Raw genomic sequence first — 22,376 nt, 5'->3', positions numbered from 1 at the left:
TGAGCCATACTTACAGTGTCCCCCATTGACGTTGTGGGAGGGGAGGTGAGTATGGTTAATCGACGGAACGTGATCGCATTTGCAGTATTGGCTGCGGCATTGGTGGTGGCTAACTACCAGTTGCCTGCACCTCAGATCGCTCAGGTAAATCCGCAGGCAGAGGGGGAGCTGCGCAGCCAGGTTCACCAACAGAGTGAAGTGATAGGCCCGGGTTTGGCGTATTACCGGGATGGCAGTACTCCGGCACCGACAGGTGCGGCACCGGAACCGGTCGACATCAACGTGTTGATCCAGGATTTCCCGACCGCAGCGGGCGCCATCCATCAGCAAGCGCTGGCTGAGCAACAGTATCAGGCTGCGCTGGAGGGGGATTACGACCAGGCGATGAAACTGATGGCGGAAAGCTTCCTGACCGGTGAGGGCAGCGGCAGCTATCAGGAGCGCTGGTAAAGCCAGTACCCCAGACCACACAACAGACCACTCAAGACGCCCAGGGCGTGGGACTCCACCGCAACCCGGGCGTCGATGAGTGCTGCCACTTCAGCGCTGCCGCCATGGTAGAGCTCCCACCCAATCTTGCCCAGAACCCCAAGTAACAGAGCGTAACCGCTTCGCCATCCGCGCTGGATATCCAGTATGGCTCCCAGAGTGAACAGGCCGTGCAGCAGGGCGCTCAGGCCCACATAGCGGCTGGTGTCGGGTACCCACCAGTAGAGGCCGAGACCGATCATCAGACACATCGTCAGGCAGGCCAAAAGGAAGGGGCGCCAGCGGTAGTGGGGTTGGTGCAGGGCGAAGATCAGCCAGAGGCCGCCCAGATTCATCAAAAGGTGGGCGGTGTTGGAGTGGAGCAGATTCCCACTCCAGAGTCGCCACCATTGCCCTTGATCCAGTCCGCTGCGGGACCAGATCAGAGGCTCGTAGAGTGAGGGCAGGGCCCAGCACACCAGCGCCAGGATCGACAACAATGCCGGGCCGGCCCACTGGTCTGCGCTGGGCCAGCCAAAGGCCTTAGTCGAGGCCGCACTGGGCACGGAGATCGTCCAGAATGGTGTGACGGTTGGCCAGGTACTGCTCCAGACCACGGGCGCGCAACTGACAGGCGGGACAGGTGCCGCAACCGGAGCCGATGATGCCGTTGTAGCAGGTCAGGGTGTTGTCCCGCACCAGCTCGAGTGCTCCGTAGTGATCCGCCAGGGCCCAGGTCTGTGCCTTATCCAGCCACATCAGCGGTGTGGCGAGAGTCAGGGGGCGGTCCATACCCAGCACCAACGCTTTCTCCAGTGCTTGCACAAACTCATCCCGACAGTCGGGGTAGCCGGAGTAGTCGGTCTCGCACACGCCGGTGATCACCGTCTGGGCACCCACCTGATAGGCGTAAATGCCCGCCAGGGTGAGGAACAGAATGTTTCGTCCGGGCACAAAGGTGTTGGGCAGGCCGTTATCCATCAACTCGTTGGCGACCGCGATGTTATCGCGGGTCAGCGCACTGATGGCCAACTCTCCCAGCAGGCTGACGTCCATCACCTTGTGGGCCGCAACCCCAAGCTGTTTGGCCAGGTTCTGAGCCACCTCGATCTCCTGGGAATGACGCTGCCCATAGTCGAAAGTGATGGCGTGCACTTCGTCATAGTGGGTCAGGGCCTGAACCAGACAGGTTGTGGAGTCCTGGCCGCCGCTGAACACCACGACGGCAATGCGTTTTTCACTCATAGCGCCTCCAGTTCTCCGGTTTCAGAGAAACGGGCCAGTTGATCGACGTAGGGTTGGATGTCGCCAATGCGCTCCGCCACCCACTTGGGATCGTAGTAGCTGTCGAGGTAGCGCTCACCGGAATCGCAGATCAGGGTGACGATGGATCCGGATTCGCCCTTGCGACGCATCTCATCCGCCAACTGAAGCACACCATAGAGGTTGGTGCCGGTGCTGGCGCCGGTTTTGCGCCCGATGATCTGCTCCAGCCACAGAATGGTGGCGATGGACGCGGTATCGGGGATCTGGCGCATCTCATCCACTACGCCGGGGATAAAGGAGGGCTCAACCCGGGGGCGGCCGATCCCTTCGATGCGGGAGCAGGCGGTGCTGGTCAGGCTGTTGTCCAGGGTTTGGAAGTAATCAAAGAAAACGGAGTTATCCGGGTCCACCACGCAGAGGCGGGTATCCACCTTCTGATAGCGCAGGTAACGACCGATGGTGGCGGAGGTGCCGCCGGTACCCGGGCTCATCACGATATGGCTCGGCACCGGGAAGCGCTCATGCAGCATCTGGCGGAAGATGGCGTCGGCGATATTATTGTTTCCGCGCCAGTCGGTTGCGCGCTCGGCATAGGTGAACTGGTCCATATAGTGACCGTTCAGCTCCTGAGCCAAGCGAGCGGACTCAGTGTAGATATCGGCGGGCTCCACCAGATGGCAGCGGCCACCGTAAAACTCAATCTGGTCGATCTTCTTCTGGGCGGTGGACTTGGGGATGACCGCAATAAACGGCAGGCCCAGCAAGCGGGCAAAGTACGCCTCGGAGATCGCCGTGGAGCCGGAAGAGGACTCGATGATCGGCGTGCCTTCCCGGATCCAACCGTTACACAGACTGTAGAGAAACAGGGAGCGCGCCAGGCGGTGCTTCAGGCTACCGGTTGGGTGGGTACTCTCATCTTTCAGATAGATGTCGATATCGGTTAAGTGAGGCAGATCCAGCTTGATCAGGTGCGTGTCCGCACTGCGTTGAAAGTCGGCCTCAATCTGGGCGATGGCCCAGTTTACCCAATTGCGCGGCATAAAAATCCCGTATAATGCTCGTTTACGTTCGCCGCATGGTATCGCAATGGACCCTCAGCTGTTAAGCCAGCTTGCCAATGACACCATGCCGTTTGGCAAATATGCCGGACGGCGCCTTATGGATCTGCCGATCGCCTACCTGGTTTGGATGCAGGGCAAGGGGTGGCCAGCGCCGCCGCTTGGGCCGAAACTGGCGCTGGTGCTTGAGATCAAACACAACGGATTGGGCTATCTGCTGAAGCCGCTGCGGCGGGAAGGGTAGTCCCGGTTAAGGCGGTGCTCACCAGAAGACTTGGTGTTCACCGTCGTAAGGGCAGATTATCCGGAGTCAGAATGCAAAAACGCCACCCGATGGGTGGCGTTTTCTATTGAAGATGGTGGAGGGGGAAGGATTCGAACCTTCGAAGGCGGAGCCGTCAGATTTACAGTCTGATCCCTTTGGCCACTCGGGAACCCCTCCACGGGGTAAAGCAAATTGTAGAAGATGGTGGAGGGGGAAGGATTCGAACCTTCGAAGGCGGAGCCGTCAGATTTACAGTCTGATCCCTTTGGCCACTCGGGAACCCCTCCACGGGGTTACTTGTTTTGCGATGCTCATCAAGGGCTGATGACACAGCAGAAGATGGTGGAGGGAGAAGGATTCGAACCTTCGAAGGCGGAGCCGTCAGATTTACAGTCTGATCCCTTTGGCCACTCGGGAATCCCTCCACGGGATTACTTGTTTTGCGGTGGTCATCAAGGGCCGATGCCACAGCGGCAATATGGTGGAGGGGGAAGGATTCGAACCTTCGAAGGCGGAGCCGTCAGATTTACAGTCTGATCCCTTTGGCCACTCGGGAACCCCTCCACAAGTGCGGGGCGTATAGTAACAGCAGGATTTTACCTGTAAACCCCTAAATGCAAATCTTGCCTAAAGTTTTGAACCGTTGGGGCGATAAACAGACTGTAGCGATGATTTTTGGGTATTTTCTATGCGGCCTGAGGGCATTTTAGTCAACGAATGGCAACTGGGCAGTGCGCTCAACCAGGCGGTCCATCAGGGCCACCGGGGCGAGTTCGGCCTGTTGCTGTCGATGATGGTGCAGGACGTCCGTTACCACGGCAGCTTCCAACTGGAAAAAACGCCGGAAGGGGAACCTCTGCCCCTTCGTCACCGCTTTGAACTGCCCGATGATGCGCCCACCGTGGGTCACTACAGCGACACACTGCGCAGCGATGCCTGCGCTCAGGCGTTTCATCAGGGGGGCTTGCCCCAATCTCGCTTGCAACAGTGCCTGACTCCAGAGCCGCTGGATGTGCGCGGCGAATACCCTTATGGCTTGTCTGAAGCCCTCTCCAATGCCGAGCCCGCGGCTCGCAACCCGCAAACCCTGGCCTCACAGATGCGGGTTTTCCCGGCCCAGATGGCGCTGGCGGACCTGATTGCTGAACAACGACTGCAGAGCGCCGCGCTGCGTGCCTGTGCCTGAGCAAGCTTTCAGCGGTTTTCTTGGTCTGGCTCAATGAAAAGCCACACTCTGTGATCCAGCCAACAGGATGAATGCCCCTCACTGCCTATACTTGGGCGGTTCCCCCCTTTGTTAAGAGGTTTCCTATGGAGTCTAAGACTCAAGACCTGATCACCGAATGCTGTGGTGCCTATATGGATGTTGGTGCCGTGATCGCCGAAGAGGATACCATTCTGAATCTGCCCATTGAGGCCTCCAGTGAAGCGGATGCCCGCGCTGAGTTTGACAAACTCGCAGAGGCAGCCAAAGCCCGTTTCGCCGATGTGAAAGCGGACGCGGTATGGCAAGCAGAAAGTCACACTTTGCAGGCCAAACTGGTCTTTTCTTGCGCGGCTGAGCGTCTGATTTTTGAGATGCAGCTCAGCTAAGGCGATGAATCGCAAAATAGAGTTGAACGACTAAGGGACGCAGGATACTGTGTCCCTTACTTTTTACTTACGCATTGTTAACACCTGAAGTTGCGATGAAGCAGGGACGTGCCGACGCAATTGAGCAGCTGATACAGCTGCCAGAAAAGCAAGCCGGAGATTTTACGCACACTGCTCAGGTGGCGGCTCGGCTGGCCTGTGAACAGCTGGGGGCAGAAACCGCATCCATCTGGCGTTTTTCCGACGACCAATCCGCGCTTTTGCCGGTTTGCCGTCATCAGATGGCGGGGCAGACCATTGTTGATGCGCCCATCCATACCGATGCCGCGCCGGACTACTTTTCTCACCTCTATCAACATCGCTTTCTCCGAGCCGATGTCGCTCGCTTGCATCCGGCCACCAAGGCATTTGCGCCCAGCTACCTTGTGCCCAATGGGATCCATGCCATGTTGGATGCTGGCATTCGGATCAATGGCCATCTGGAGGGGGTGATCTGTGTTGAATCACTTCGGCCCCGCCAATGGAGTGCTGAGGACGCGCACTGGGTCGGTCAATTAGCGGATCAGCTGGCGCTGGCATTGGCTACTCAGCATCAATCCAGCCAGGCCAACCAACTGGACCTGTTTCGGCATGCCATGGAGCAATCCAGCCAGCGACTGGTAATCGTTGATGCCGACAGTCTGGTGATCCGTTACGTGAACCAGGCCTACGTCCGCCTGGCCGGGGGCCGGGTCGAGGATTACATCGACAAACCGGTTAAGCATCTGATGATGTTCCAGCAAAACCCCGAGCATGCTCAGCTGGCGCTGGAAGAGGTTCAGGAAAGAGGCTTTTGTCGCGGTGAAGCTCAGGTGGTAACACCCAAAGGGGTGGTTCGCTGGATCGATTTTCGGGCCAACCGGGTCGTCACAGAGAATAACCAGGCTTATCTGGTGCTTTACTCCGACGACATTACCGCCGAGAGGGAGCATAAGGCGGAGCTGGAAAACCTTGCCTGGCGTTGTGCTCTGACCGGGCTTTATAACCGAGCCTACTTTCTGAAGCGGCTGACCGAATGCAAGCCGGTCGCTGTATTGCTGCTGGACCTGGATGGCTTCAAGGCGTTTAACGATCTCCACGGCCATGCGGTTGGCGATAGGGTACTTAAGGAGATCGCCCGGCGACTGCGCCATGGGGCAGAGCGTTTGGGCGCGGCGCTGACGGCGCGAATCGGTGCGGATGAGTTTGTGGTTCAGTTTGATGTGCCGCCGCAGCAGGAACTGAAAGCGTTGGCCCTGGGCCTGAAAGCGCGCATCGATTCACCGGTTCAGGTTGGTGGCCGCTCCTACCAGGTGTCCCTGAGTCTGGCGGGTGTGTGTTTTGATTTGCTGGGTGATCAGGTGGACCCGATGGCGGCCCTGGATCTGGCGATGGAGAGAGCCAAACACACCGGGAAAGTTCAGCTGTTTGACCACGCTCTGAGAGAGCGCTTTTGTGAGCAGGTACAGATCCAGCAGGATCTGCGTAAAGCGCTGGTCCGAAAGGAGTTTGAACTGCACTACCAGCCGCTGGTCGAGCTGGAGAGCGGTCGGGTTCGTGGTGCGGAGGCGCTGTTGCGGTGGCGCCATCCCCAGCAAGGGCAGTTGGGTCCGGCGCGCTTTATTGAGATCGCCGAAGACAGCGGTGCCATCGAGCCCATTGGCCGCTGGGTTCTGGAAACAGCCCTCTATCAGCTGCATCTGTGGCAACGGCGTTGGCCCAACCTGCAGATGCATGTGAATGTCTCAGCCAAGCAGTTGCTTGGCGGGGAGCTTTACGAAATCTGCTGGAACCAGCTCAACCGTTACCGACTGACCCCGGGTACTTTGATACTGGAGATCACCGAAACCAGCTTGCTGGAGGAGATCCAGGTGGTGTCCCGGTTATGCAATCAGCTTGGCGAGCTGGGCATCGTATTGGCGATTGATGATTTTGGCACCGGCTACAGCTCCATGCGTTACCTGCAGCGCTTGCCGGTTCGGAAACTGAAGATCGACCGTTCCTTTGTGATGGATCTGGAGCATTCCCGGGAAAATCGGGAGATTGTGCCCGCCATCATCGCCATGGGCCAGGCGCTGGATCTGGTGGTGACCGCAGAGGGCGTCGAGACCGCCGAGCAGCATGAGTTCCTGAAAGCCTGCGGATGTGACATGGTTCAGGGGTTTCTCTATGGCCGCCCGGTGGATGTCCACCAGTTTGAGGCGCAATATCTTCGCGTTACTGAGCCCGCTTAAGCCCCACAGCAGCGTTTGAACTTTTTGCCGCTGCCACAGGGGCAGGGGGCGTTGCGATTCGCCTGGGGCTTGGGATCAAACCGGCCATCGCAATACAGCCACTGACCCTGCTCCCGAACAAAGCGAGAGCGCTCATGCATCGCCCTTAATGCCGTGCCGTCCCGGTACCAGGCACGAAACTCCACCTCTCCCTTATCCCCTTCATGAGCTGGCGCATCGAGGATCTCAAGACGTTGCCACTGAGTCTGCTGGCAGGAAGCCAGCAGCTCCGCTTCCGACAAGGCACCACGATAGTCGATGTGGTGGGTGGCAAGCAGATAGGGCGCTTTGGCCAGCACATAGGCGCTGTAGCGGGAGCGCATCAGCTGTTCGGGGGTATCGGCCCGGGAGTGGCCGTCATGAAGGGGTTGGCAGCAGGTGGCGTAATCCAGCGTGCTGCCACAGGGGCATTGGGTCATGCAGGTCGGTTACTTCTTTGGCAATTCGGCCTGCATTATCTCTGAGGGGTTGGAAAAGTACAGCCCCGGCTCCGCGCTGGCGGCATAAAACAGTTCCGGCTTCGAGCGATTGGCGGAATCCATAAAGATGTACCAGTTGCCATCGGCGCCGCGTTTAAAGCTCATTACAAACTTTCCGGCAAACTCGCTGGAAGGCTGCTCGCTGGCCTGATTCGGTGTGTAACGGATCAGGTAATAGCCTGCATCGGTGACCACCGCGCCCTCATGCTGACGCTCGATGACGCGAAAATCGATCTTGATGGTCGCATCGCGTTTGCGCACCTTTTCAAACCACTTGTTGATCGCCTTGGTGATCGCTTCACGGCCACGGATGAACTCGCTCTCATCGGACACGCCCATCAGACAGGCGTCTGGACTATAAAGGGACTCAAGAGGTTCAGGGTCGAGCGCAAAATAGGACTCCACGAAGGTGTCATAAAGCTCATTAATCTCCTGATTCAGCGAGTCGGTGCTGGCCCGGACAGGGGTGACCAACACGGAGAACATCAGGGCGAGAGTAGGAATAAGTAACTTCAAAGTGCGCTCAGAACTTAACAAACACGACACAATTGTGCGTTCTCGCGCCGATTTGTAAAGGGCGAAAGGATTACAAATTGTGATGGGCGTGGTAGGGCCGGTGTCCACCACGATATAATGGCGGTCATGAGTATTCTACAGTGAGAGGGCCTGATGGAACGTGACGACACCAACCTCTTTGCCGAGGCAATGTCCGATGTGGTGCCCCTGAAAGCGGACCAGACCCGGGCGATTACCGGAGGACCATCGGACCCCACTGAAGCGCAGCGAGCCCGCCGTGCGGCGGCGGAAGCGGAAGTGGTGGCGCAGCGGGATGGGCTGACTCTGGAAGCGGTTGAGCCGGTGGATCCGGATGATGTGATTGGCTGGACCCGTGGCGGCATGCAGCATGGGGTTTATAAAAATCTGCGCTTGGGCAAGTACAACATTGACGCTCGCCTGGACCTCCATGGCCACACCGTGGCGGAAGCGCGTCAGGCGGTGCTGCAGTTTGTACGTGACTGCCTGGAGAACGACATCCGAAGTGGTTTGATCCTGCACGGCAAAGGGCTCAATTCAAAACCGTTCCGCGGTGTGCTGAAGAGCTATGTGGCCGCCTGGCTGCCCAACTGCCCTGAGGTGTTGGCGTACCACACGGCGTTGAAGCAGCATGGCGGCACCGGTGCGGTGTACGTGTTGTTGCGCAAAAGCCCGAGGGAAAAAGCGGAAAACCGGGAGCGTCATCAAAAGCGCTGACTGGCATTGGCCCATAAAAAAACGCGCTCATCTGAGCGCGTTTTTTGTTGCCGAAATTTACGGCGTGTAGTGGATCGGGGAACCCGGACCAACCGGCAGACCCAGTACGAATACGTACACCACAAAGGTAAGACTCCAGCCGATAAACAGCACGATGGAGTAGGGCAGCATGGTGGCCACCAGGGTACCAATGCCCAAGTCCTTCTTGTATCGGGACGCCACCGCCAGGATCAGGCCGAAGTAGCTCATCATCGGGGTGATGATGTTGGTGACGGAATCACCAATACGGTAAGCGGCCTGGATGGTCTCCGGGGCGTAACCCACCAGCATCAGCATCGGTACAAAGATGGGCGCGGTAACCGCCCACTGAGCGGAGGCGGAGCCCACCATCAGGTTGATGAAGGCACACACCGCGATAAAGCAGACAAACAGCAGCGGGCCGCTGAGGCCGATGCTGTTCAGCATGTCCGCTCCCGCTACGGCGGTGATGGCGCCCAGGTTGGTCCACTTGAAGAACGCCACAAACTGGGAGGCGAAGAACACCAGTACGATGTACATGCCCATGGTGCTCATGGAGTGGGCCATGGCATCAATGGCGTCGCGGTCAGTCTTAATGGTGCCAACGATGCGGCCATAGACCATGCCGGGGATGGCGAAGAAAACAAAGATAAAGGCCACGATCCCTTTCAGGAATGGAGAGCCCGCAACCAGGCCGGTTTCAGGGTGGCGAAGTGCGCCCCACTCCGGAACGATGGTCAGTGAGAGCAGTACAGAGAGAACCAGCAGGGTTAGGCCAGCCGCTTTCAGGCCCTTCTTCTCCTTGGCGCTCAGTCCTTCCATCTTATCGTGAGTGACGTCTTCGGCGGCCTCGCGGATGTCGTACTTACCCAGTTTGGGCTCCACGATCTTCTCGGTCACAAACATGGCCAGACCGGCCACCACAAAGGTGGAGAGGATCATAAAGAACCAGTTGGCTTCCGGACCCACGGTGTAGTTGGGGTCAATGATCTGAGCCGCCGTTTCGGTGATGCCGGAGAGCAGGGGGTCAACGGTGCCGAGCAGCAGGTTGGCGCTGTAGCCACCGGACACACCGGCAAAGGCTGCGGCCAGACCGGCCAGTGGATGACGGCCAAGAGAGTGGAACATCATCGCGGCCAGTGGGATAAGCACCACGTAGCCCAGCTCAGAGGCGGTGTTGGAGATGATGCCGGCAAACACCACAATAAAGGTCACCAGGCGGGGCTTGGCGCCCATCACCAGGCCGCGCAGTGCGGCGGAGATCAGGCCAGCGCGCTCAGCGATGCCCACACCCAGCAGGGCTACCAGCACGGTACCCAGAGGGGCGAAGCCGGTGAAGTTGGTGACCAGATTGGAAACGATGCGCTGCAGGCCCTCGGCACTCATCAGGCTGACCACGGAGATCAGGCCATCGGCGGCACGGCCCGGTGCGCCTTCCGGACGCGGGTCGGCTACGGAGAGGTCAAAGTAGCCAGCGATGCCACTGATCAGGATGATGCCAACACAGAAGATGGCAAACAGGGTGATGGGGTGGGGGAGTAGATTGCCCAGCCGCTCGACAACGTCGAGAAAACGGCGAAAGGCACCAGACTGCTCCATGGCTTGGGGCGTGTCTGAACGCTCAATGGACTTCGAGCTCATAATTTCCTTCCTGGTCTTATTATTTTGTCTCTGGGCGTTGGCGCCCTTGTCGTTGTGGGTAGGGATAGTAGAGGAGGTTTTGCATAAGAAACAACCCCAATTCGGGGTTTGTAACCGTCAAATGCCGCAAACGCAAACAATATGGCCACAAAAACAGCGCGATTGACTGACATTTTCTGTGTCCAACTGTGATCCAGGATGGGTTTGTTACAGCAACTGGCACAAAAAAAGGACCGGCAAAGCGGTCCTTTTTTAGGCGGAAAGTGACGAATTACGCTTCGTCATCCTCAACCAGGGTGCCAAACAGGTCATGGTCGTCAGCGAATTCGATGCTGACCCACACCATATCACCGGGGTTCAGATCGTACTCACCCCCGATGATCACACGGCCATCGATCTCCGGAGCATCGGCGTAGCTGCGGCCAATGGCGCCATCTTCACCAATCTCATCAACCACCACCAGCATCTCCTGGCCAATCCGATCGGCGAGTTTTTCACGGCTGATGCGAGCCTGTACCGCCATAAAGCGCTGGAAGCGCTCCTCTTTAACGGCTTCCGGCACAGAGTCGGGCAGTTCATTGGCCTTGGCCCCTTCCACCGGGCTGTACTTGAAGCAGCCAACCCGATCCAGACGGGCTTCTTCCAGCCAATCCAGCAGCAACTGGAAGTCCTCTTCGGTTTCGCCCGGGAAGCCGACAATAAAGGTGGAGCGGATCACCAGGTCGGGACACACTTCGCGCCACGCTTTGATCTGCTCCAGCGTGCGCTCGGCGTTGCCGGGGCGCTTCATCAGCTTGAGGATGCGCGGGCTGGCGTGCTGGAACGGGATATCCAGGTAGGGCAGGATTTTGCCTTCTGCCATCAGGGGCAGCACATCTTCAACGTGCGGGTAGGGGTAGACGTAATGCAGACGCACCCAGATCCCGAACTCCGCCAGTTTTTCACACAGCGCCAGCATGGAGGTTTTTACCGGCATGCCGTTCCAGAACGCGGTTTTGTTTTTCACATCCACGCCGTAGGCACCGGTGTCCTGGCTGATCACCAGCAACTCCTTGACGCCAGCCGCCTGCAGACGTTTGGCTTCATCCAGGATTTCGCCCATCGGGCGGCTGTCCAGGGTGCCGCGCATGGAAGGGATGATGCAGAAGGTGCACTTGTGGTTGCAGCCTTCGGAGATCTTCAGGTAGGCGTAGTGACGTGGAGTCAGCTTCACGCCGTGGTCCGGGATCAGGCTGGTCATCGGATCATGTTGCGGCTTGGGCAGATGCGCGTGCACCTGTTCCAACACCATCTCATAAGCGTGAGGACCAGTAATGCCCAGCACCTTGGGGTGGATCTGCTTGATCTCATCCTCTTTGGCGCCCAGACAGCCGGTCACCAGCACCTTGCCATTCTCTTTCAGCGCTTCACCGATGGTGTCCAGCGACTCCTGTACGGCAGAGTCGATAAAGCCACAGGTGTTGACGATCACCAGGTCCGCCCCCTCGTAGGTGTTGACGATGTCGTAACCTTCGATGCGCAGTTGAGTCAGGATCCGCTCAGAGTCCACCAGGTTTTTGGGACAGCCCAGACTGATGAAACCGATGCGGGTACCCGTGCCGGCACCGCCATTGCCCATCTCCGGCGCCACTTTGGTGGCGTGGGTGGTGCTGGGCTGTTCGGCAACGTGGCTCTGGGCATTGGGATCGAAAGTGTTGACGGTCATAGCGTCTGAAGATCTCCGCTGAAAAAGGGGCTCACAAAAAAGAGGGCGGGATTATACCCGAAGGCGGGGCCAGATACAGCGCCACCTGGCCAAAAAAGCATCGCCTGCGGAAGAGGCCATTGATTCGCCGTCAATTCCTCTGGCAGGCAGGGGGTAGCCACCACCACAGAACATAACTAAGCGTTTGATTTTTAGTCTGCTATGTTGATTCAGGTGATGAAAAAAATCGCTCCTTTCGGGGTGAACTCTCTACCGGGCGAAGTGCGGTGCCCTTCAGCGAACAATGGAACTGACCATGTTGAAACCTCTCCTTATCTCTTTGGCTTTAGCACTGGGCCTGAGCGCCTGCAGCGGTTCGACGCCACCGGCTCAGGAACCTTCCGCCTCTACCGAAGCGGTGGCCATCCCCCTGATTGAAAGGACCACCCTGTTTGGCAATCCCGACCGCTTTCAGGGCCGGATCAGCCCCAATGGTGAGTGGATGAGCTTCCGGGCACCGCTGGACGGTGTGATGAATCTTTGGGTTGCCCCTCGTGGAGATATCAACCTGGCCAAGGCGATCACCGGCGATACGGGCCGGGGGATCCCTGCCCATTTCTGGGCGCTGGACAGTGAACATGTTCTCTATATTCAGGATCAGGATGGGGATGAGAACTGGCACCTGTACCGCATCAACCTGGCCAGCGGTGAGGTTCTGGATCTGACCCCCTACGAGGGCGTGCAGGCGCAGATGGTGGCGCAGAGCCGCAGTCACCCGGGTCAGGCTGTGATCGGAATGAATGACCGGGATCCCCGTTGGCACGATCTCTATCTGGTGAACCTCGCCAGCGGTGAACGCACCCTGCTGGCGGAGAATCCGGGCATGGCCTCTATTCTGGTGGATAACGACCTTAAAGTACGGATGGCTCTGGGCTCAGCCGAGAGCGAAGGGCAGACCGTCTATGAATGGAAAAACGCTCAGTGGGTTCCCCGCTTTACCATTCCCTCTGAGGACATGCTGACGACGACGCTGTTGGGCTTCGATGAGAACAATGAGGGAGTTTACCTGCTCGACAGTCGGGACCGGGATACCGCCGCGTTGGTCTACTACCGGCTAGAGGATGGGGCGACTCAGGTACTGGCCGCGGCCAACGGAGTGGATGTCTCTGCGGTACTGTTTGATCCCCGAACCCATAAGCCCTTTGCTTATGCGGAGGATCGTCACCGCCCGGTGTGGTTTGCCGTAGACCCCAACTTCCAAAAGGACATTGTTCAACTGAATCGCCAACTCTCCGGTGGCGCCAGTGTGCTGGCGATCTCCGAGGACACCAACTTCTGGACCGTTTACACCGATGAGAGCGACGGCTCTCCCATCTATAAGGTGTATGAACGGGACAGTGGCAACCTGTCCGAACTCTTTGTGACCAACCCCTCCCTTGCCGGTCTGCCGCTGGCGAAGATGAACGGCGTCACCATCCCCAGTCGTGATGGGCTGGAACTGGTCTCCTATCTGACTCTGCCGCTTCAGACCGATCCGGAAGGGGACGGCATCGCCAATGAGCCTGTGCCCATGGTGATGTTGGTGCATGGCGGCCCCTGGGGACGGGATACCTTTGGCTACTCCTCCCTGGTTCAGTGGTTGGCAAATCGCGGCTATGCAGTGCTGCAGGTGAATTTCCGTTCCTCCACCGGATTTGGTAAGGCGTTCGTGAACGCTGGCAATAAAGAGTGGGGCAGAGCGATGCAGGATGACCTGCTGGACGCCAAGGCCTGGGCCATCGCGCAGGGCGTTACCGAGGAGGGCAAAGTCGCCATTATGGGGGGCAGTTACGGCGGCTATGCCACTCTGGCTGGGTTGACCATGACCCCAGACGCTTTTGCCTGTGGCGTCGACATTGTGGGCCCCTCCAATCTGCAGACGCTACTCGACTCCATCCCCCCATACTGGGCCAGCTTCCGGCGGGTGTTTGCCAACGCCATTGGCGACCCGGACACCGAAGCGGGACGGGCACTGTTGAAGGAGCGTTCGCCGCTGACCTACGTCGATAACATCGAGCAACCGTTGTTGATCGCTCAGGGCGCCAATGATCCCCGGGTGAAACAGGCGGAGTCGGATCAGATTGTCCAGGCGATGAAGAGCAAAGGGATACCGGTGAGCTATGTGCTGTTTCCCGATGAGGGGCACGGCTTTGCCAAGCCGGAGAACAACATTGCGTTCTACGCGGTAACCGAGGCGTTTCTGGCGCAATGTCTGGGAGGACGGGTGGAGCCTGTTGGTGAGGCCTTTAGCGGGTCCAGTATTCAGATCCCCCACGGCAGGGAGTTTATTCCTGGCTTGCCCGCTGTTTCCTCAGAGCCCTGAGGGTCAAAAAGTCAGAGAAAAAGGGGCGCCTCGGCGCCCCTTTTTTATGGTTTCAGAGTCCTTACCAACCGCACTGACGGCCAGCCAATTGGTTCTGCTCGTCCAGCCACTGATGCAGCGGGGCAAAGTAGTTCAGCATCGCTTTACCACTCATCTGCTCTGATCCGGTCACCGCCGCGAGCGCCTTGGGCCAGGGCTGACTCAGGCCCATCTCCAGCATCGTATTCAGCTTGGCACCGGCTTCCTTGCTGCCGTACAGGGAGCAGCGGTGGATGGGGCCTTCGTAGCCCGCTTCATCACACAGTGCCTGGTAGAACTGGAACTGAAGGATGTGAGCCAGGAAGTAGCGGGTGTAGGGGACGCTCGCCGGAACGTGGTACTTGGCGCCGGGATCAAAATCGGCTTCAGTTCGGGCGACCGGAGCTTCAATGCCTTGGTACTGCTTACGCAGATCCCACCAGGCCGCGTTGTAGTTCTCGGCGGTGATTTCACCGGAGAACACCTTCCAGCGCCACTGGTCGATCATCAGACCGAACGGCAGGAAGGCCACTTTATCCAGTGCCTGGCGCAGCAGCAGTCCGATGTCGCTCTCTGCGGGCGGCACTGTCTCAATCAGCCCAATCTCCTGCAGGTAGTTGGGGGTGATGGAGAGTGAGATCACGTCGCCAATCGCTTCATGGAAGCCGTCATTGGCACTGTCCTTAAACAGGAAGGGCTGGTCCATATAGGCGCGCTGGTAGATGTTGTGGCCCAGCTCATGGTGGATCACACGGAAGTCTTCGCCGTTCCTGCGAATGCACATCTTGATGCGGATATCTTCACGGTTGTCCAAGTCCCAGGCGGAGGCGTGGCACACCACGTCACGATCCTGCGGCTCCACAAACAGTGAGCGCTCCCAGAAGGTCTGGGGCATGGGGGCAAAGCCCATGGAGGTAAAGAAGGTTTCCGCCTGCTCCACCATGCGGATCTCATCGTAGCCATGCTGCTCCAGCAGGGCGGTCAGGTCATAGCCCGGCCCCGGCAGGTCAGCGGGGGCCACCAGCTCATAGATCTCACCCCACTGCTGTGCCCACATATTCCCCAGCAGGTGCGCGGGGATGGGAGAGCTCTGCGGCACCACATCGGTACCATACTCTTCACCCAGCTCGCCACGGACGTAACAATGCAGAGCTTCGTAGAGCGGTTTTACCTCGTTCCAGAGCCCATCCAACTGCTTGGGGAACTCGGCGGCGGGCATGTCGTACTTGCTGCGCCACAGTTCGCCGACATTGGCATAGCCCAACGCCTGGGCACCCTCGTTGGCCAGGGCAACCTGCTCGGTGAACAGGGGACGCATTGGCTTGGCGACGTCACGCCAGCCCGCCCATACCTTTTTCAGCTCTTCCGGGTCACGGCTGCTGGCCATGATGGAGGAGAGCTGAGGCTGGCTCAGGCACTCTTCAGGGGTAATGCAGAAACGGCCTTTGCCGTACAGGCCGCCCAGCTCGGTGCTGAGTTGCGCCAGCCGCTGGCTCTTGTCCGGATCTGAAGGGGCGGGGAGTGTCAGACTGCGCTGAAGGATGGCCAGTTTACGCTGGTCTGCTTCGGAGAGTTGGCTGCCATCAATCTGGGCGGCTTCCGAGGCGTAGCGAACCGCCTTTTCGGTATAGATGCGGCCGGTTTCGCTGGCCAGCGCGGCGGTGTCTTCGGTAATAAAGTTGGCGTAGATCCACTCGGCTCGCGCTGCGGTTTCACTGATTTGAGACAGGTCCGCTTCCGCTTCATCAATAAAGGCTTTGGGGGAGGGCTCGATGGCGGCTTTGGCCTGGACGGCTGACTCGTTATTGCAGGCGGTCAACAGCGCCAGAGCGCAGGCACTCAGGGCCCATTTCGGCATGGCGGTCATCACAGATTCCTTGTGTTGTTGTTATGTAATGGAAAGGTGGCGCCAGTCTAGCGAAATGGTTGCCGGGGTTGAAGGCCGATCGCAGGATAAAAAAAGACCCGGCGCGCAGTGACAGATTGGGCTCGCCAGGTCCAGGGAGTGAATATGGATGCGTCGAAATTCGACCTTAATATCTGTATAGCTCATTCTCAGCACCGCGATTGTATATTTTTCGAATTTTGGTCAATCAGGCACTATCCCCTTGAAATTCGACTCTTTAGCCTTGTGACAAGAACTTTGACAAACGGTTGTGTCCTGTTTACTTTAAACGGGTGTTTGAAACCACGGGTGAGGCTATGGCCAATCGACAAAGCACCAAGCATCGTATTCTGGACGCAGCAGAACGCCTGTTCGCTGAGCGGGGATTTTCGGAAACCTCGCTGCGCCTGATTACCGGCAAGGCAGAGGTCAATCTGGCGTCGGTCAACTACCACTTCGGTTCCAAAAAGGAACTCATCCAGGCGGTGCTGGCCCGCTATCTTGATCGCTTTATGCCCGCGATCAACGAGGCCTTCATTGAACTGGAGCAGAAACCGGACCTGACCCTGCAGGAAGTGTTTGAGGCGATGGTTCAGCCGATGCTGGATCTGGACGACCTGCGCAGTCACGGTACCGCCATCTTCCTGCAACTGCTGGGGCGTGGCTATATCGAAAGCCAGGGCCACCTGCGCTGGTTTGTGACCACCCATTACGGCGAAGTGCTTAACCGGGTTACGGCCCTGGTGCACAAAGCCGCACCCCATCTGCCCATGGTGGAAGTGTTCTGGCGTCTTCACTTCACCCTTGGCACCGTCGTCTTCACCATGAGTTCCTTCGATGCACTGTCTGACATTGCCCGTGCAGACTTCCAACAGAACAACGACATCGAATCGGTGATCCGACGAATCATTCCCTACATGGCCGCAGGCGTTGCCGCGCCGGCCCCTGATCTCCAACACAGTCTGATAGAGGAAGTATCATGACGTTGCTGTTCTTAATTCTGATCGCCCTGTTGGTGATCTTCGGCGTCACCGATATACGGCGTCAGTTGATCTCCCGCCCGGCGTTTGCCTTTTTTAAGCGCGTGTTGCCGCCGCTTTCCCAAACTGAGCGGGAAGCGATGGAAGCCGGTAATGTCTGGTGGGACGGTGAGCTGTTCCGCGGTGCTCCGGACTGGAACCAGCTGCACAGCTACCCCGCCAATACGCTGACCGATGAAGAGCAGGCGTTCCTGGACAACCAGGTTGCCACGCTGCTGACCATGCTGGATGACTATGAGATCGTTCAGGGCCAGCAGGACCTGCCCGAGCCGGTCTGGGAGTACATCAAGAAGGAGAAGTTCTTCTCCTTTATTATCCCCAAAGCCTATGGCGGTCTGGCGTTCTCCGCCCATGCCGCGTCTACCATTGTGTCCCGTATCGCGTCACGCTCCATGAGTGCTGCCGTGACCGTCATGGTGCCCAACTCCCTGGGTCCGGGTGAACTGCTGGCGCACTACGGCACCGATGAACAGAAAAAGCAGTGGTTGCCCGGCCTCGCCAAGGGCGAAGAGGTGCCCTGTTTTGCCCTGACTGCGCCGACTGCCGGTTCTGACGCTGGCGCCATTCCCGATGTCGGTGTGGTGTGCAAAGGCGAGCACAACGGTGAAGAGGTGCTGGGTATCCGGGTGACCTGGGATAAGCGCTACATCACCCTGGCACCTGTGGCTACCGTTCTGGGCCTGGCGTTCAAACTGCGCGATCCCGATGGCCTGCTTGGCGACAACGAGGAGATTGGCATCACCTGTGCACTGATCCCCTCCAGCCACCCCGGCGTTGAGCTTGGCAATCGCCATGATCCTCTGGGCATGGCCTTTATGAACGGCACCACCCGCGGCAAAGACGTATTTATCCCCATCGATTGGATCATCGGTGGTCCGGATTATGCCGGTCGAGGCTGGCGTATGCTGGTGGAGTGTCTCTCCGCAGGCCGTGGCATTTCACTGCCGGCCCTGGCGACGGCCACCGCCCACCTGGCTACCCGCACCACCAGTGCATACTGTGGTGTTCGCCAGCAGTTTGGCGTGCAGATCGGCGACTTCGAAGGGATCCAGGAGGCACTGGCCCGGATTGCCGCCAATACCTATACCCTGGAATCCGCCCGTAAGCTGACCGTAACGGCCATCGACACCAACCAGAAACCGTCGGTGATCACCGCCATCGCCAAGTACCACATGACGGAACTGGGCCGCAGCGTGATCAATGACGCCATGGACGTTCACGCGGGCAAAGGGATTCAGTTGGGGCCGAAGAACTATCTGGGCAACAACTACATCGCTTCTCCGGTGTCCATCACCGTGGAAGGGGCGAACATTCTGACCCGCAACCTGATGATCTTCGGTCAGGGCGCGACCCGCTGTCACCCCTATGTGCTGGCGGAGATGGAAGCGGTTGCCAATCCCGACGACGACGCTGGCCTGAAGCGCTTTGACAGCCTGCTGATCTCCCACATCGTTTATGCAGTACGCAACGCTGTGGTCTCCTTTGGACACGCCATCACCGGCTCCCGCTTTGCTGAGAAACCGGTGGCGGGCCCAACTAGTCGTCACTACCAGCACCTCAACCGGTTGAGCGCCAACCTGGCGATCATGACGGACATTGCGATGATGGTACTGGGTGGCAGCCTGAAGCGTCGTGAGATGATCTCGGCCCGTTTGGGTGATGTGCTGAGCCAGCTTTACCTGGCCTCTGCGGTACTGCGCAACTACGAGATGGACGGTCGTCAGCAAGCGGACCTGCCCTTTGTTCACTACGCCATTGAGCAGGCCACCTTTGAGGCGGCAAAAGCGCTGGATGGGGTGATCCGAAACTTCCCCAACCGTCCGGTGGGGTGGCTGTGTCGTGCGTTGCTGTTCCCGCTGGGCAACCACTTCAAGGGCCCCAATGATGACCGCAAACGGGAAGTGGCCGAAGCGATCATGGAGCCCGGTTGCCTGCGTAATCGTTTGACCCATCTTTGTCCGGTCGATGGCGATCTGGATGACGGTGTAACCGAGTTGGAGCAGGCGTTCCTGGCTCAGCGTCAGGCCGCCCCGTTACTTAAGGCTCTGAAGAAGGCGCAGCGTGCCGGTAAGCTGCCCCGAGGCCCGGTCAGCGACTCTTTGCTGGAAGCGGCGGTTGAACATGACGTGCTGTCTAAGGAGCAAGCCGAGACGGTACTGAATGCCAATGCGCTGTGTCGTAAGGCGATTGACGTGGACGAGTTCGCGTCGCTGTAACCGATAATCCGAGCAAAACACCGCCATAACTGGCGGTGTTTTTGTTTTCAAACCAGAGTGAGGGGGCAGGGGCGAGTTCTGTCGGGTCAATCAGCGGAAAATGAGTGAATCGTGGTTTTGTATAACCAGGCTGATACCGACAGCTCGGAGTCAGATCACAAATCAGATACTTAGCCGCGTTATTGACGCTAAGTGTATGACAAATAAGTATTCAGCCTTGTTGTTCCGGCTATTGACGCTTTGCCATTTGCGAGTATCATCGAATCACAATCCGACACAGCCAACCGCAAGTGGATAGAGAGGCTTCACTGTGATCAACGTGTTATTAGTTGACGACCATGCCTTGGTGCGTACCGGGATCAGTCGCATCCTTGAGGACGAGCGAGGGATTAAGGTGGTCGGCGAAGCCGAAGATGGCGAACAAGCCGTTGCCTGGTGCCGGAAGCACGATTGCGATGTGATTCTCATGGATATGAGTATGCCAGGCATTGGTGGCCTGGAGGCGACCCGCAAGATTCTCCGCTACAACCCCGATGCCCGCATCATTATTCTGACGGTGTACACCGAAGAGCCGATCCCGTCCAAGGTGATGGCGGCTGGTGCTGCCGGATTCCTGACCAAAAATGCTCCGCCTGCAGACATGGTTCAGGCGATCCGTGTGGTTGCCTCCGGTCAGCGCTATATCGCGCCGGAGATCGCTCAGCAGATGGCGCTCAAGCCCTTTAACCCGGAGAAGAACCCCTTTGATGATCTGTCCGAGCGCGAGCTGCAGATCACCATGATGGTGACGTCCGGTCAGAAGGTCTCGGAAATCTCTGAGCAGCTGAACCTGAGCCCCAAAACCGTCAACAGCTACCGCTACCGCCTGTTTGAGAAGCTTAAGATCAACGGCGACGTGGAGCTGACCCGTCTCGCGATTCGTTATGGTATGGTGGACTCAGAGAAGATCTGAACCCCGTAACCATGCCAACTGACACCTTTGACGCCCGGGCGTTTCTGCGCTCGGTCACCAGTGAGCCCGGTGTGTACCGCATGTACGACGCACCGGGCGGCACTGTCCTCTATGTAGGCAAGGCCAAAGACCTGAAGAAGCGTCTGAGCTCCTACTTCCGCAGCAACCTTCCCAGCACCAAAACCCGCGCCCTGGTGGCGCAGATAGGCCATATCGAAGTCACGGTCACCCACACCGAGACGGAAGCGCTGATCCTGGAGCATGACTACATCAAGCAGTACATGCCCCGATACAACGTGCTGCTCAGGGACGATAAGTCCTACCCCTATATCTTCCTGTCTGACCATCAGCATCCCCGTTTGGCGTTCCATCGTGGCGCCAAGCGCGCCAAGGGCCATTACTTTGGTCCATACCCCAATGGTGGGGCGGTGCGGGAAAGCCTCCACCTGATGCAGAAGCTGTTTCCCATCCGACAGTGTGAGGATGGGTTTTATCGAAATCGCAGCCGTCCCTGCCTGCAGTACCAACTGAAACGCTGCAGCGGGCCCTGTACAGGGATGATCAGCGATGAGGAGTACAGCCAGCAGGTGAAGCTCGCCCGCTTGTTCCTGCAGGGGCAGAGTCAGACGGTAATTGGCCAGCTGGCGGAGAAGATGGAGCAGGCCAGTATGGCGCTGGCGTTTGAAAAGGCGGCGCAGTACCGGGACCAGATCCAGGCCCTCAGAACCGTTCAGGAACAGCAGGGGGTACAGGGACACCAGGCGGAGCTGGATGTCATCGGCGTGCACCTGGAGGGCGGGATGGCCTGCTGTCACCTGCTGTTTATCCGTCAGGGTAAGATCCTGGGCAGCAGAAGCTACTTTCCCAAGGTGCCTCGGGACACCGACATTGATGAGCTGGTCAGTAGCTTTTTGCTGCAGTTCTACCTTGGCGGTGGTGAAGAGCGCCATATACCCAGGGAGATTGTGCTGAACGTCCCCTGTGAAGACCTGCCTGCCCTCGAAGCGATGCTTAACGAGCGGGGGCAGGGCAGGGTTGCCATCAAGACCCGGGTCCGAGGCGAGCGCGCACAGTTTCAGCGTTTGGCGGAAACCAACGCTCGCAGCGCACTCAGCTCACGGATTGCCCATAAGAGCACCGTGGCTGAGCGTTTCCGTCAGCTTACCGAGGCGCTGGAGCTGGAAGCGCCCATACGCCGCATGGAGTGCTTCGACATCAGTCATACCATGGGTGAAAAGACCGTGGCGTCCTGCGTGGTGTTTAATGCGGAAGGCCCGGCAAAACAGGAGTACCGGCGCTATAACATCAATGGTATTACCCCGGGTGATGACTATGCTGCGATGGCGCAAGCGCTCAAACGGCGCTATGAAAAGGTAACGGAAGCGGACAATCTGCCGGACATTCTCTTTATCGATGGCGGTAAGGGCCAATTGACCCAAGCCGAAGGCGTGATGGAGGCGGCGCTGGCGGACACGGGACTGCCTCAGCCGTTAATGGTGGGGGTGGCGAAGGGGGAGAGTCGCAAGCCAGGTCTCGAGACCCTCATTCTCGGCTTTACCCGGGAGGTGATTCACCTGCCCGCAGACGCTCCGGCGCTGCACCTGATCCAACACATCCGGGACGAAGCCCACCGCTTCGCCATCAGTGGACACCGCGCCGCTCGGGGTAAGGCCCGTGGGCAGTCGGTACTGGAGTCGATCCCGGGAGTCGGGGCCAAGAGACGTCAGCAGTTGCTGAAATTTCTTGGCGGAATGCAAGAGCTTAAGAAAGCCAGTGTGGCTGAGTTGGCAAAAGTGCCAGGTATCAGCCCGCAACTGGCACAAAAGATTTATGACGCATTGCGAATGTAAGGCCAAATACGGCATGATTGCCCCCCTGCACACCTGCCG

General features: G+C 58.4%; 19 protein-coding genes and 4 tRNA genes. 11 read left to right on the top strand and 12 right to left on the bottom strand.

Annotated elements, in window-relative coordinates:
• Positions 1 to 51: 51 nt before the first annotated feature.
• Positions 52 to 450: a hypothetical protein gene (locus KUV52_RS14985; protein ID WP_222526717.1), complete on the top strand. Its 399-nt coding sequence runs from the start codon at positions 52 to 54 to the stop codon at positions 448 to 450.
• On the opposite strand, the gene rrtA is transcribed toward KUV52_RS14985, so the two are convergent.
• From rrtA to KUV52_RS14970, 3 genes are read right to left on the bottom strand one after another with little or no spacing between them, the layout of a single operon-like run.
• On the bottom strand, positions 435 to 1,034 hold the full coding sequence (gene rrtA, locus KUV52_RS14980; RefSeq protein ID WP_315900126.1) for a rhombosortase: 600 nt from the start codon (positions 1,032 to 1,034) through the stop codon (positions 435 to 437). The two genes, KUV52_RS14985 and rrtA, sit on opposite strands and share 16 nt — an antisense overlap.
• Positions 1,012 to 1,713 carry a 7-cyano-7-deazaguanine synthase QueC gene (gene queC / locus KUV52_RS14975; protein WP_222526716.1) on the bottom strand — a complete coding sequence of 234 codons (702 nt, stop codon included), beginning with the start codon at positions 1,711 to 1,713 and terminating at the stop codon, positions 1,012 to 1,014. The genes rrtA and queC overlap by 23 nt, the downstream gene beginning before the upstream one ends.
• Positions 1,710 to 2,774 (bottom strand): PLP-dependent cysteine synthase family protein, encoded by a 1,065-nt coding sequence (locus KUV52_RS14970; protein WP_222526715.1) that lies wholly within the window; start codon positions 2,772 to 2,774, stop codon positions 1,710 to 1,712. Before KUV52_RS14970 ends, queC begins: the two co-directional genes overlap by 4 nt.
• A gap of 46 nt (positions 2,775 to 2,820) precedes the next feature.
• Here KUV52_RS14970 and KUV52_RS14965 point away from each other — a divergent pair, with 46 nt between their 5' ends.
• On the top strand, positions 2,821 to 3,036 hold the full coding sequence (locus KUV52_RS14965; RefSeq protein WP_222526714.1) for a DUF3820 family protein: 216 nt from the start codon (positions 2,821 to 2,823) through the stop codon (positions 3,034 to 3,036).
• 113 nt (positions 3,037 to 3,149) lie between these two features.
• Here the strand turns inward: KUV52_RS14965 and KUV52_RS14960 are convergent.
• The 4 genes from KUV52_RS14960 to KUV52_RS14945 form a co-directional block, all read right to left on the bottom strand.
• Positions 3,150 to 3,234 (bottom strand) — tRNA-Tyr (locus tag KUV52_RS14960).
• Between the two features lie 25 nt (positions 3,235 to 3,259).
• Positions 3,260 to 3,344, bottom strand: a tRNA-Tyr gene (locus KUV52_RS14955).
• A gap of 53 nt (positions 3,345 to 3,397) precedes the next feature.
• Positions 3,398 to 3,482 (bottom strand) — tRNA-Tyr (locus KUV52_RS14950).
• A gap of 54 nt (positions 3,483 to 3,536) precedes the next feature.
• Positions 3,537 to 3,621 (bottom strand) — tRNA-Tyr (locus KUV52_RS14945).
• A 124-nt stretch (positions 3,622 to 3,745) separates the two neighbouring features.
• On the opposite strand from KUV52_RS14945, the gene KUV52_RS14940 reads away from it, so the two are divergent.
• The 3 genes from KUV52_RS14940 (at position 3,746) to KUV52_RS14930 (ending at position 6,902) form a co-directional block, all read left to right on the top strand.
• A complete protein-coding gene (locus KUV52_RS14940; RefSeq protein WP_222526713.1) occupies positions 3,746 to 4,243 on the top strand; it encodes a VC2046/SO_2500 family protein in 498 nt (165 codons plus the stop codon).
• Positions 4,244 to 4,368: 125 nt separating this feature from the next.
• The gene (locus tag KUV52_RS14935) at positions 4,369 to 4,650 is read left to right on the top strand and encodes a DUF406 family protein (RefSeq protein WP_222526712.1); all 282 of its coding nucleotides are present in this window, start codon (positions 4,369 to 4,371) and stop codon (positions 4,648 to 4,650) included.
• Between the two features lie 95 nt (positions 4,651 to 4,745).
• On the top strand, positions 4,746 to 6,902 hold the full coding sequence (locus KUV52_RS14930) for a putative bifunctional diguanylate cyclase/phosphodiesterase (protein ID WP_222526711.1): 2,157 nt from the start codon (positions 4,746 to 4,748) through the stop codon (positions 6,900 to 6,902).
• Here KUV52_RS14930 and KUV52_RS14925 read toward each other — a convergent pair.
• Both KUV52_RS14925 and KUV52_RS14920 read right to left on the bottom strand, forming a co-directional pair.
• On the bottom strand, positions 6,899 to 7,360 hold the full coding sequence (locus KUV52_RS14925) for a YchJ family protein (RefSeq protein ID WP_222526710.1): 462 nt from the start codon (positions 7,358 to 7,360) through the stop codon (positions 6,899 to 6,901). The two genes, KUV52_RS14930 and KUV52_RS14925, sit on opposite strands and share 4 nt — an antisense overlap.
• Positions 7,361 to 7,369: 9 nt before the next feature.
• Positions 7,370 to 7,936, bottom strand: coding sequence for a YybH family protein (locus KUV52_RS14920; protein ID WP_222526709.1), 567 nt, complete (start codon positions 7,934 to 7,936; stop codon positions 7,370 to 7,372).
• Between the two features lie 153 nt (positions 7,937 to 8,089).
• Here KUV52_RS14920 and smrA point away from each other — a divergent pair, with 153 nt between their 5' ends.
• A complete protein-coding gene (gene smrA / locus KUV52_RS14915; RefSeq protein ID WP_222526708.1) occupies positions 8,090 to 8,671 on the top strand; it encodes a DNA endonuclease SmrA in 582 nt (193 codons plus the stop codon).
• Between the two features lie 57 nt (positions 8,672 to 8,728).
• Here smrA and KUV52_RS14910 read toward each other — a convergent pair whose 3' ends face one another.
• Together KUV52_RS14910 and rimO are read right to left on the bottom strand one after the other, a co-directional pair.
• Complete coding sequence (locus KUV52_RS14910) at positions 8,729 to 10,330, bottom strand: AbgT family transporter (RefSeq protein WP_315900128.1); 1,602 nt, start codon at positions 10,328 to 10,330, stop codon at positions 8,729 to 8,731.
• A 271-nt stretch (positions 10,331 to 10,601) separates the two neighbouring features.
• Positions 10,602 to 12,035, bottom strand: a complete 1,434-nt coding sequence (gene rimO, locus KUV52_RS14905; protein WP_222526707.1) for a 30S ribosomal protein S12 methylthiotransferase RimO — start codon at positions 12,033 to 12,035, stop codon at positions 10,602 to 10,604.
• A gap of 295 nt (positions 12,036 to 12,330) precedes the next feature.
• On the opposite strand from rimO, the gene KUV52_RS14900 reads away from it, so the two are divergent.
• Positions 12,331 to 14,376 (top strand): S9 family peptidase, encoded by a 2,046-nt coding sequence (locus tag KUV52_RS14900; protein ID WP_315900129.1) that lies wholly within the window; start codon positions 12,331 to 12,333, stop codon positions 14,374 to 14,376.
• A gap of 61 nt (positions 14,377 to 14,437) precedes the next feature.
• On the opposite strand, the gene KUV52_RS14895 is transcribed toward KUV52_RS14900, so the two are convergent.
• Positions 14,438 to 16,261, bottom strand: a complete 1,824-nt coding sequence (locus tag KUV52_RS14895; RefSeq protein ID WP_222526705.1) for a M2 family metallopeptidase — start codon at positions 16,259 to 16,261, stop codon at positions 14,438 to 14,440.
• A 335-nt stretch (positions 16,262 to 16,596) separates the two neighbouring features.
• Between KUV52_RS14895 and KUV52_RS14890 the strand changes: the two genes are divergently transcribed.
• The 4 genes from KUV52_RS14890 to uvrC all read left to right on the top strand — a co-directional run bounded on the left by KUV52_RS14890 (position 16,597) and on the right by uvrC (position 22,337).
• The gene (locus KUV52_RS14890) at positions 16,597 to 17,262 is read left to right on the top strand and encodes a TetR/AcrR family transcriptional regulator (protein ID WP_222526704.1); all 666 of its coding nucleotides are present in this window, start codon (positions 16,597 to 16,599) and stop codon (positions 17,260 to 17,262) included.
• Entirely contained in the window at positions 17,259 to 19,535 is a 2,277-nt protein-coding gene (locus tag KUV52_RS14885) for an acyl-CoA dehydrogenase (protein ID WP_261389995.1), read from the top strand. Before KUV52_RS14890 ends, KUV52_RS14885 begins: the two co-directional genes overlap by 4 nt.
• Before the next feature lie 310 nt (positions 19,536 to 19,845).
• On the top strand, positions 19,846 to 20,487 hold the full coding sequence (uvrY, locus tag KUV52_RS14880) for a UvrY/SirA/GacA family response regulator transcription factor (protein WP_222526703.1): 642 nt from the start codon (positions 19,846 to 19,848) through the stop codon (positions 20,485 to 20,487).
• An 11-nt stretch (positions 20,488 to 20,498) separates the two neighbouring features.
• Positions 20,499 to 22,337 carry an excinuclease ABC subunit UvrC gene (gene uvrC, locus KUV52_RS14875; protein ID WP_222526702.1) on the top strand — a complete coding sequence of 613 codons (1,839 nt, stop codon included), beginning with the start codon at positions 20,499 to 20,501 and terminating at the stop codon, positions 22,335 to 22,337.
• The last annotated feature ends 39 nt before the right edge of the window (positions 22,338 to 22,376 follow it).

It is taken from the genome of Ferrimonas balearica (assembly GCF_019802055.1).
In the GTDB taxonomy this organism is placed as follows: domain Bacteria; phylum Pseudomonadota; class Gammaproteobacteria; order Enterobacterales; family Shewanellaceae; genus Ferrimonas; species Ferrimonas balearica_A.
This window is presented reverse-complemented; position numbering and strand designations above follow the sequence as displayed.

What these genes read in the sequence shown, in the direction of transcription:
- KUV52_RS14985 (WP_222526717.1), top strand. Translation starts at nt 52, where the DNA reads ATGGTTAATCGACGGAACGTGATCGCATTTGCAGTATTGGCTGCGGCA.
- queC (WP_222526716.1), bottom strand. Translation starts at nt 1,713, where the DNA reads ATGAGTGAAAAACGCATTGCCGTCGTGGTGTTCAGCGGCGGCCAGGAC.
- KUV52_RS14970 (WP_222526715.1), bottom strand. Translation starts at nt 2,774, where the DNA reads ATGCCGCGCAATTGGGTAAACTGGGCCATCGCCCAGATTGAGGCCGAC.
- KUV52_RS14965 (WP_222526714.1), top strand. Translation starts at nt 2,821, where the DNA reads ATGGACCCTCAGCTGTTAAGCCAGCTTGCCAATGACACCATGCCGTTT.
- KUV52_RS14940 (WP_222526713.1), top strand. Translation starts at nt 3,746, where the DNA reads ATGCGGCCTGAGGGCATTTTAGTCAACGAATGGCAACTGGGCAGTGCG.
- KUV52_RS14935 (WP_222526712.1), top strand. Translation starts at nt 4,369, where the DNA reads ATGGAGTCTAAGACTCAAGACCTGATCACCGAATGCTGTGGTGCCTAT.
- KUV52_RS14930 (WP_222526711.1), top strand. Translation starts at nt 4,746, where the DNA reads ATGAAGCAGGGACGTGCCGACGCAATTGAGCAGCTGATACAGCTGCCA.
- KUV52_RS14925 (WP_222526710.1), bottom strand. Translation starts at nt 7,360, where the DNA reads ATGACCCAATGCCCCTGTGGCAGCACGCTGGATTACGCCACCTGCTGC.
- smrA (WP_222526708.1), top strand. Translation starts at nt 8,090, where the DNA reads ATGGAACGTGACGACACCAACCTCTTTGCCGAGGCAATGTCCGATGTG.
- KUV52_RS14910 (WP_315900128.1), bottom strand. Translation starts at nt 10,330, where the DNA reads ATGAGCTCGAAGTCCATTGAGCGTTCAGACACGCCCCAAGCCATGGAG.
- rimO (WP_222526707.1), bottom strand. Translation starts at nt 12,035, where the DNA reads ATGACCGTCAACACTTTCGATCCCAATGCCCAGAGCCACGTTGCCGAA.
- KUV52_RS14900 (WP_315900129.1), top strand. Translation starts at nt 12,331, where the DNA reads ATGTTGAAACCTCTCCTTATCTCTTTGGCTTTAGCACTGGGCCTGAGC.
- KUV52_RS14895 (WP_222526705.1), bottom strand. Translation starts at nt 16,261, where the DNA reads ATGACCGCCATGCCGAAATGGGCCCTGAGTGCCTGCGCTCTGGCGCTG.
- KUV52_RS14890 (WP_222526704.1), top strand. Translation starts at nt 16,597, where the DNA reads ATGGCCAATCGACAAAGCACCAAGCATCGTATTCTGGACGCAGCAGAA.
- KUV52_RS14885 (WP_261389995.1), top strand. Translation starts at nt 17,259, where the DNA reads ATGACGTTGCTGTTCTTAATTCTGATCGCCCTGTTGGTGATCTTCGGC.
- uvrC (WP_222526702.1), top strand. Translation starts at nt 20,499, where the DNA reads ATGCCAACTGACACCTTTGACGCCCGGGCGTTTCTGCGCTCGGTCACC.